This window comes from Sphaerotilus sp. (genome assembly GCF_041083715.1).
Lineage (GTDB): Bacteria > Pseudomonadota > Gammaproteobacteria > Burkholderiales > Burkholderiaceae_C > Sphaerotilus.
The window spans coordinates 1-9,158 of sequence record NZ_JBFPGY010000198.1 but is presented as its reverse complement, the minus strand read 5'-3'; the positions used below and the strand labels follow the sequence as shown (position 1 = coordinate 9,158).

9 protein-coding genes are annotated in these 9,158 nt (G+C 69.5%); 2 read left to right on the top strand and 7 right to left on the bottom strand.

Features of this window, described 5'->3' with window-relative positions:
- The 6 genes from AB3X43_RS08810 to AB3X43_RS08785 all read right to left on the bottom strand — a co-directional run.
- The coding region (locus tag AB3X43_RS08810) for a branched-chain amino acid ABC transporter permease (protein ID WP_369429472.1) at positions 1 to 898 on the bottom strand (898 nt) is incomplete at its 3' end.
- Between the two features lie 6 nt (positions 899 to 904).
- Positions 905 to 1,771: a branched-chain amino acid ABC transporter permease gene (locus AB3X43_RS08805; RefSeq protein ID WP_369429471.1), complete on the bottom strand. Its 867-nt coding sequence runs from the start codon at positions 1,769 to 1,771 to the stop codon at positions 905 to 907.
- Between the two features lie 35 nt (positions 1,772 to 1,806).
- Positions 1,807 to 2,979: an ABC transporter substrate-binding protein gene (locus AB3X43_RS08800; protein WP_369429470.1), complete on the bottom strand. Its 1,173-nt coding sequence runs from the start codon at positions 2,977 to 2,979 to the stop codon at positions 1,807 to 1,809.
- A gap of 44 nt (positions 2,980 to 3,023) precedes the next feature.
- Positions 3,024 to 3,833, bottom strand: coding sequence for an alpha/beta fold hydrolase (locus AB3X43_RS08795; protein ID WP_369429469.1), 810 nt, complete (start codon positions 3,831 to 3,833; stop codon positions 3,024 to 3,026).
- Between the two features lie 4 nt (positions 3,834 to 3,837).
- A complete protein-coding gene (locus tag AB3X43_RS08790) occupies positions 3,838 to 5,409 on the bottom strand; it encodes a benzoate-CoA ligase family protein (RefSeq protein WP_369429468.1) in 1,572 nt (523 codons plus the stop codon).
- Positions 5,410 to 5,437: 28 nt separating this feature from the next.
- A complete protein-coding gene (locus AB3X43_RS08785) occupies positions 5,438 to 5,905 on the bottom strand; it encodes a 4-hydroxylaminobenzoate lyase (protein WP_369429467.1) in 468 nt (155 codons plus the stop codon).
- A 156-nt stretch (positions 5,906 to 6,061) separates the two neighbouring features.
- On the opposite strand from AB3X43_RS08785, the gene AB3X43_RS08780 reads away from it, so the two are divergent.
- Together AB3X43_RS08780 and AB3X43_RS08775 are read left to right on the top strand one after the other, a co-directional pair.
- A complete protein-coding gene (locus AB3X43_RS08780; RefSeq protein ID WP_369429466.1) occupies positions 6,062 to 6,991 on the top strand; it encodes a helix-turn-helix transcriptional regulator in 930 nt (309 codons plus the stop codon).
- Between the two features lie 109 nt (positions 6,992 to 7,100).
- On the top strand, positions 7,101 to 8,693 hold the full coding sequence (locus tag AB3X43_RS08775) for a DUF4139 domain-containing protein (protein WP_369429465.1): 1,593 nt from the start codon (positions 7,101 to 7,103) through the stop codon (positions 8,691 to 8,693).
- Positions 8,694 to 8,708: 15 nt separating this feature from the next.
- Here the strand turns inward: AB3X43_RS08775 and AB3X43_RS08770 are convergent.
- Positions 8,709 to 9,158: MarR family winged helix-turn-helix transcriptional regulator (locus AB3X43_RS08770; RefSeq protein ID WP_369429464.1), on the bottom strand; the 450-nt coding region annotated here is incomplete at its 5' end.

Here is a 9,158-nt window from a genome sequence, read left to right as displayed (position 1 = left end):
GCAGCTGCCAGTGCTTGGTCAGCGCCGAGAACCACTCCGACAGCAGCACGAACGCGAAGGCCCCCGCCACCGCGCCGCCCAGGCTGCCCAGCCCGCCGAGGATGATCATCACCAGCGCATTGCCGCTTTGGTGCCACGACAGGATCTCGGGCGTCACGAAGCCGTACTGCGCCGCGTAGAGGAAGCCGCCCAGCCCGGCCAGCATCCCGGCGACGACGAAGCTCGCGAGCTTGTACAGCAGGGTCGAGTAGCCGGCCGCCCGCATGCGCTGCTCGTTGTGCTGGATGCCGACCAGCGCATGCCCGAAGCGCGAGCGCAGCACCAGCGTCAGCACCGCCAGCGTCAGCGCCAGGGCGCCCAGCACGAACCAGTAGAAGCTGTTGGCCTGCTCCAGGTCGATCCACTGCCAGCCGGCCAGCGTGAACGCGGGCTTGAAGTAGATGTAGGCGCCGTCGCTGCCGCCGGCGATCGCCGTGTCGTGGAAGACGAAGAACACGAGCTGCGCGAAGGCCAGCGTGACCATGATGAAGTAGATGCCCTGCGTGCGCATCACCAGCGCGCCGATGACCAGCGCGAGCAGCCCCGCGCCGCCGATCGCCGCGGCCAGCATCAGCCAGCCGTTGCCTGCCTCCGACATCGGCGCGAGCATGGCCACCGCGTAGGCACCGAAGCCGAAGAACGCCGCGTGGCCCAGGCTCACCAGCCCGGTGTAGCCGACCAGCAGCTGCAGGCTGGCGGCGAAGATCGCCATGATCATCACCTTGGCGAGCAGCTCGGTGTGGAACTTGCCGCCGATCGGCTCGGGCAGCAGCGGGAACACCGCCAGCAGCGCGAAGACGAGCACCCAGGCGACCACGGACAGCGAGGAAAGAGACTTGTTGGAGTGGGATGAGGTCATCGCCGATCACCCTGCCTTGAACAGACCGGCCGGGCGCCACAGCAGGATGGCCGCCATCAGCACATAGACCAGCGCGCCGGCCCCTTCCTGCCAGAGCACCTTGCCGAAGGTGTCGACGAAGCCGATCAGGAGTGCGGCGACCAGCGCGCCCTTGATCGAGCCGATGCCGCCGATCACGACAACGACGAAGCAGATGATCAGCACCTGTCCGCCCATGCCCGGGTACACCGACGACACGGGTGCTGCGATCATCCCGGCGAACACGGCCAGCGCCACGCCGACCGCGAACACCACCCGGTACAGCAGCGTGATGTTGATGCCCAGCGACTGCACCATCTCGCGGTTGGTCGCCCCGGCGCGGACCATCATCCCCAGCCGGGTCTTGCTGATCAGCCCGTACATCCCGAGCGCGAGCAGCAGGCACACGCCCGAGACGAACAGCCGGTAGACCGGGTAGGTCATGCCGTTGCCGATGGCGATCGAGCCGGCGAGCAGGTCGGGCATCGCCACGCCATGCACGTCGTCGCCCACCAGGAGGCTGCGCAGCTCCTCGAACACCAAGATCAGCCCGTAGGTCATCAGCACCTGCTGCAGGTGCTCGCGGTCATAGAGGTAGCTGAAGAACACCCACTCCAGCACGTAGCCGAAGGCCACCGCCAGCACGACGCCGACCGCAAGGGCCAGCGGCAGGCTGCCGAACAGCGCACTCAAGGAGAACGCCAGGTAGGCGCCGATCATGTAGAAGCTGCCGTGGGCGAGGTTGATCACGCCCATGATCCCGAAGATCAGCGTCAGCCCCGAGGCCACCAGGAACAGCAGCAGACCGTACTGCACGCTGTTCAGGCACTGGATGAGGAAGGTGGTGAGGTCCATCGGGGTGACGCCGGTGTGCGGGTTCGTTCAGCGCGTCAGAGCTTGCAGCCGCGCGCCGGGTCGGCCAGGCCCTTGACCGCGATGGCGACGTTCCTGTTCACCTTGCCGGTGACTTCGCGCAGGTAGAAGTCCTGCACCGGGTTGTGCGCCTTGCTCAGCGTGAAGGGGCCGCGCGGGCTGTCGATCCTGGCGGCTTCCATGGCCTTGACCAGCCCGTCGCGGTTCTTCACGTCGCCCTTGACCGCCGCCAGACCGGCGCCGAGCATCTGCGCCGCGTCATAGCCCTGCACGGCGTACACGTCCGGCTGCAGCTTGTAGGTCTTGGCGTACTGCAGGCGGAAGGCCTTGTCCTTCGGGTTCGTCAGGTCGTCGGCGTAGTGCAGCGTGGTCAGCAGGCCCTTGGCGGCGTCGCCCTGCGCTTCGAGCGTGCCGTCGGTCAGGAAGCCGGCGCCGATCAGCTTGATGCTGTTGCCCAGACCGGCGGCTGCCCAGTCCTTGACGAACTTGACCGCGCCGCCGCCCGCGAAGAACACGTACACCGCGTCCGGCTTGAGCGCGGCGACCTCGGTCAGCAGCGCCTGGAACTCGACGCCGGGGAAGGGCAGGTTCAGCTCCTTCACCACCTTGCCGCCGCCGGCCTCGAAGCCTTCCTTGAAGCCCTTGACCGATTCGTCGCCGGCTGCGTACTTCCAGGTCAGCGTCACCGCGGTCTTGATCTTCTTGTCGGCGGCGACCTTGCCCATCGCGTAGCCCGGCTGCCAGTTCGAGAACGACGAGCGGAAGATGTTCGGTGCGCACAGCGGGCCGGTGATGGCGTCGGCGCCCGCGTTCGGGACGATCAGCAGCGTGTTGTTGTCCTTGGCGACCTTGGCCATCGCCATCGCCACGCCCGAGTGGACGGTGCCGACCATCACGTCCACGTTGTCGCGCTTGACCAGCTTGTTGGCGTTGTCGGCAGCCTTGGACGGGTCGGACTCGTCGTCGACCTTGACGAACTCGATCGTCCGGCCGCCGAGCTTGCCGCCTTGTTCATCGACGTACTGCCTGAAGCCGTTCTCGATCGCCACGCCGAGTGCGGCGAACGTGCCGGTGTAGGGCAGCATGAAGCCCACCTTGAGCTTGTCCTGGGCCTGCGCGGGTGACAGGACGCCGCTGGCGATCGAGAGCAGCGCGGTGGCGGCGAGGGTGCGGGTGAAGCAGGGGGTCATGTCTTGTCTCCTGAGGGAAGGGGCCGGTGTGGACGCGGGGCGTCTCAGCGGGCGTGACGATGCAGGAATTTGGTGGCGGTGCCTATCAGGGCTTCCGGCTGGTCGCGGTGCGGGCTGTGGCCGCAGGCGTCGAGCCGGAGCAGCGTGGCGCGGTCCGGGCACAGGTCGGCGATGCGCTCGATCTGGGCCATCGTGCCGTACTGGTCCTCAACGCCCTGCACGGCCAGGATCGGGCAGCGGATCTGCGCCACCTCGCGCTCGATGTTCCAGTCGCGGAAGGCCGGGTCGAGCCAGATGTCGTTCCAGCCCCGGAAGGCGGAGTCGGGATCGGCGTGGTGCCTGCCGAGCTTGTCGCGCAGGTCGGTCTGCGCATAGGCGGCGCGGGCGTCCTCGATGCTGGCGAGGCTCAGGGCTTCGACGAACAGATGCGGCGCGGCGACGACCAGCGCGGCCACGCGCTCGGGGAACATCGCCGCGTGCAGCAGCGCGATCGAGCCGCCGTCGCTGTGGCCGAACAGCGCATAGGGCGCCTGCACGCCGATCGCGTTCAGGACGGCCGGCAGCACCTCGCGCGCCTGCCGGTGCATGAAGTCCGGCTGCCAGCGCTCGTCGGCGGGTTTCGGGGAGGATTGTCCGTAGGCCGGGCGCGAATACACCAGCCCCGCGCAGCCCAGTGCCGCGCACAGCCGGTCCGGAAAATCGCGCCACATGCTGACCGAACCGAGGCCTTCGTGCAGGAAGACCAGCCGCGGGTGCGGCGCGGCCCCGTCGGGCGCGGCGATCTGGCGGTACTCGATGCGCACCGGGCGGCCGGCCCAGTCGATCTCGGTGAAGTGGATGTCCGCGGTGCGCATCCGGTCAGTCCCGCGTCTTTTCCTGGTCGCGCAGCTTGAAGCGCTGGATCTTGCCGGTGGCCGTCTTGGGCAGGTCGGCGACGAACTCGATCTGGCGCGGGTACTTGTACGGCGCGAGCTTGTCCTTCACGAACGCCTTGAGCGCCGCCTCGTCGGTCTCGGCGCCGGGTTTCAGCACGACGAACGCCTTGGTCTTGGTCAGCCCGTCCGCGTCGATCACGCCGATCACGGCCGCTTCCAGCACCGCCGGGTGCTGCACCAGCGTCGCCTCGACCTCGAACGGCGAGACGTAGATGCCGCTGACCTTGAGCATGTCGTCGCTGCGGCCGCTGTAGGTGTAGGTGCCGTCGGCGTTCTGCACGTACTTGTCGCCGCTCTTGGTCCAGCCGCCCTGGAAGGTCTCGCGGGTCTTGTCGCGGTTGCCCCAGTACATCATCGCGGCGGAGGGTCCCTGGATGTAGAGGTCGCCCGGCTCGCCGTCCGGCACCGGGCCGCCGTGCTCGCCGCGCAGCTCCACCGTGTAGCCCGGCACCGGCCAGCCGGTCGTGCCGTAGCGCACCGCGTCGGGGCGGTTCGACAGGAAGATGTGCAGCATCTCGGTCGAGCCGATGCCGTCCACGATGTCCACGCCGAAGTGGTGCTGGAACCGCTCGCCGAGGTCGGCTGGCAGCGCCTCGCCTGCGGACGACACCAGCCGCAGCGCCACCGCGTCGCGCGCCGGCAGGTTCGGGTGGGCCAGCATGCCGGCGAAGCCGGTCGGGGCGCCGTAGAACACGGTGGGCTTCAGGCCCCCGACGCCGCCGAGCCAGCGTTTGAACGTGGCGTCCGGCGTGGGGCGTTCGCCCATCAGGATCGTCGTCGCGCCGACCGTCATCGGGAAGGTCAGCGCGTTGCCCAGCCCGTAGGCGAAGAACAGCTTGGCCGCCGAGAAGCACACGTCGGCCTCGGTCAGCGCCAGCACGCCCTTGCCGTACAGCTCGGCGGTCCAGTACGGGTTGGCGTGGGAATGCACCGTGCCCTTGGGGCGGCCCGTGGAGCCGGACGAGTAGAGCCAGAAGCCGGGATCGTCGCCGCTGGTGGTCGCGGCCTTCTGCGCGGGAGCGTGGGCGGCGAGGAAGGCCTCGAACTCGACCTCGGCCGGATGCAGCGGCGCCACCGGCCGCGACACGATGACCTTCTGCACCTCGTGGTCCGACTTGACCATCGCCGCGGTCAGCGTCGGCAGCAGCGCGCCGGAGACGAGCACGGCCTGTGCCCGCGAGTGTTCGAGCATGTAGGCGTAGTCGTCGGCGGTCAGCAGCGTGTTGACCGCCACCGGCACCAGCCCGGCGTGCATCGCGCCGAGGAAGCTCACCGGCCAGTCGTTGCCGTCCTGCATCAGCAGCAGCACGCGCTCCTCGCGCTTGAGGCCCAGCGCCCGCAGCCCGCTGGCCAGCCGGCGCACGCGCTCGTCGAGTTGGCCGTAGGTCAGCGTGCCGAGGTCGTCGAGGAAGGCCGCCTTGTCGGCGCGGCCGGCGTTCAGCGTCAGCAGGTGCTGCGCGAAGTTGAAGGGCTGGCCGGAGATCAGGGCGGTCATGGGGTGTCCTTTGGCGTGCCGTGGGTGGTCACAGGCCGGTGAATTCGATGGCGCCTTCGGGCAGCAGGTACAGCACCTGCGCCCGCCCGCCCGACACGGTGGGGCGGTGCGCGCTGCCCGGCCCGTAGACCAGCCAGCCGGCGCCGCGGCCGTCGAAGCGGGCGTCCGGGTCGATCGGCACGATCAGGTCGATCTCGCCGTGGGGGTGGCGGTGGTGCGGGCCGACCACGTTGTCCATGGCCACGACATCGACCGAGCAGCGCGCCAGGTCGTCGGCCGACTTGAAGATGCGCCCGTAGCGGATGCCGCCGCCTTCGCGGTTGCACAGCCAGCCTTCGGCCACGCCGGTGTGGATCTCCTCGGCCAGGCGCCGGTAAGTGGCACTGCCTGCACCATGGTGCAGGTTCAGCCAGGTGTCGAGGTCGGCATCGAGGGCCCGGCCGGCGATCTGCGCACCGAGTTCGGCCAGCGTGGCACGGAAAGTGGCTTGCGACATGGTGGTGGGGTTCGGGTTTGATCGGGGAGGGCTTGCGGCTTGAATGAACATGCACTATTGTGCTTTCAATGAACGATAGTTCTCGGTTCGTTCAGTGTCAAGCAATATAGTGCATACATAGTGTTTCCCCTTAGAACCCCGACATCCCTGACATCCATGCAGGTCAACTCCCTCGAAGCGTCGGCGCTGGCCGCTGTCCCGCCCTCGGCCGACGAGTCCAAGAACCCGCTGCTGGTCACGCTGGGCGAACGTGTGCGGGATCTGCGCGCACGGCGCGGCCTGACGCGCAAGGCCGTGGCACTGGCGTCGGAGGTGTCCGAGCGGCACCTGGCGAACCTGGAGTACGGCACGGGCAATGCCTCGATCCTCGTGCTGCAGCAGGTGGCCGGGGCGCTGCAGTGCTCGCTGGCGGAGCTGATCGGCGACGTGACCACCTCGTCACCCGAGTGGCTGATGATCCGCGAGCTGCTGGAGCACCGCAGCGATGCCGAGCTGCGCCGCGCCCGCGAGGCGCTGGCCATGCTGTTCGCCGCCGGCACCGCCGCGCAGGCCGAGCGCGGCCACTGCATCGCGCTGATCGGCCTGCGCGGGGCGGGCAAGTCCACGCTGGGGCAACTGCTGGCCGACGACCTGGGGTATCCGTTCATCGAGCTGAGCCGGCAGATCGAGGCATTTGCCGGCTGCAGCATCAGCGAGATCCACAATCTCTACGGCACCAACGCCTACCGCCGCTACGAGCGCCGGGCGCTGGAGGAGGCGATCCAGATCTACCCCGAGGTCGTGATCGCCACGCCGGGCGGGCTGGTGTCGGACGCGGCGAATTTCAACCTGCTGCTCGGCCACTGCACCACGGTGTGGCTGCAGGCCACGCCCGAGGACCACATGCAGCGCGTGGCCGCGCAAGGTGACCTGCGCCCGATGGCGGGCAGCCAGGAGGCGATGGACGACCTGCGGCGCATCCTGGCCGGGCGGTCGTCGTTCTATGAAAAGGCGGATCTGGTGTTCGACACCAGTGCGCAGGATCTGGAGGCGAGTTTCGCGGCGCTGCGGCAGCGGCTGCGGCAGACGCTGGGCCTGCCGGTGTGAGGGCGTGTCGGCTCCGGGCGTCCAGGGCGCATTGAAGTGCGTTGAAACAAGGTTTGCGGGCCGGTGGCGCGTTATGTTGTCTTCGTTTCCTCGTCTACGAAGGTCGCCCATGAACACCCTGTCGTTGCTGCTTGCTGGTGCATTCCTGTCGAACCTGCCGGTCACCGCCAGCGCTGCCGAAGTACCCTCGCACATCACCCGCGTCACCGTCTACCCCGGCACGGCCGTGGTCGAGCGCACCGCGCGCGTGCCGGCTGGCGCCCGCGAGCTGGTGCTGGACTGCCTGAGCCCGCAGTTCGACATGGCGTCGCTGCGGGCGGAGGGCGACGCCGCGGTCCGCATCGGCTCGGTCACCGCGACCAAGCGCTCGCGCGACGAGGTGCCCGCCTGCGCCGGCAGCCCGCTCGACGGGCGCATCACGGCGCTGGAGGACCGCATCGCTGCGTTGAAGGCCGAACGCGACGCCCACAAGCTGGTGCTGCGGCTGCTCAAGGGGCTGGCCTCGGGCGAGGGGGTGCGCGCGACGCCCCAGCCGCTGGCGTCCACGCTGGCACAGGTCCAGCGCTCGGGGCAGGACGCTTACCTGCAGCAGCACCGCCTGGAGCGTGAACGCGAGAAGCTGGAGGAGGAACTCAAGCCGCTGAAGGCCGAGCGCGAGCGTCAGCATCCCGAGGACGACGAGGTCCGCCAGTTGCGCATCCAGCTGCAGGCGACGGCCGAGGGCGAGCTGCGCCTGCAGTACCAGACACCCGGCCCGACCTGGGCGCCGGCCTACCGCGCCACGCTGGACCCGACCACCGCCGTGGTCGAGATGGAGCGCCAGGCGCAGGTCAGCCAGCACACGGGCGAGGACTGGTCTGGTGTCGCGCTGCGGCTGTCGACCGGCTCGCCGCAGTCGGCCACCAGCGGGCCGGCGCCGCGGCGCTGGGAGCTGGCACCGCGCCCGACGGCGTCCGCGCCGGCGCCGGTTGCCATGGCGATGGCTCCGGCGCCAGAGAAGGCGAAGTCGTCGCGCGCCAAACGCTCCGATGCCGACGAGTCGGCGGCCGAGTCGCTGGACTTCGCCGTGCAGGTGGTGCAGGGCGAGTTCGCCACCGAGTTCGAGGTGCCGGGCAAGGTCGATGTGCGCAGCGGCGGGCAGCAAGTGGCCTTTGCGCTCGGCAGCCAGCGCTGGCCGGCGCGCGTCAAGGTGCAGACCGTCCCGCAGGCCGACCCGAGCGCCTGGCTCATCGCCGAGGTGGCGCGGCCGGACGGCGTGTGGCCCGACGGCAGCCTGCAACTGCTGCGCGGCACGCAGACCGTGGGCCGCACGGTCTGGCGCATGGGCGAGCGCGCGCAGGTGGTGCTGCCCTTCGGCCGCGACGAGCAGGTGCGCGTGCAGAACCTGCCGGTGACAGCGCAGACCGTCAGCGCCGGCTTCATCGGCACCCGCACCGAGCGCCGCGTCGGCCGCCTCTACGAGATCGAGAACCGCCGCCGCACGCCGGTGACGCTGGAAGTGCTCGAATCGACGCCGGTCAGCACCGACGAGAAGATCACCGTCACCCGCCAGTTCATCCCCGCGCCGCAGCCCGGCGACTGGCAGGACCAGCCGGGTGTCGTCGCCTGGACGCAGATGCTGGCGCCGGGGCAGAAGGCGCGGTTCAGCGCCGAGTACCTGATCGGGCATGCGAAGGATCTGCAGGTGATCGAGCGGCGTTGAATGGCGCCAGGGGCCTCAGGCATTCGACAGGTTGATCCCCGCCAGTTGTCCCAGCAGGTCCACCGTGGCCGCCAGCGCCTCCTCCGGCACGGCCTGCGTCGCCTCCTGGCAGATCGCCTCGGCCGACGCCAGCGCGTAGCCGTGCAGCGCCTGTCCTGCGGGGGTCAGCGTCGCGTAGCCGACCCGGGCGTCGCGTGGATCGGACTCGCGCCCCACCAGCCCGATCTTCTCCAGCGGCAGCAGCGTGCGCGTCACGCCCGAAGCGGTCAGCCCCATGCGCTCGGCCAGATCGATGCGGCGCAGGCGTGCGCTCTCGGCGCGCGCGAGGCTGTGCAGCACCATGAAATCACCGAAGCTCAGGCCGTGGACGCTGGAGAGCTTGTTGTCGAGCCGGCGGGTCAGCACGGCGTAGGCGCGGGTCAGGCGCAGGCAGAGTTCGAGCGAGGTGCTGGAGGTGGGTGCAGG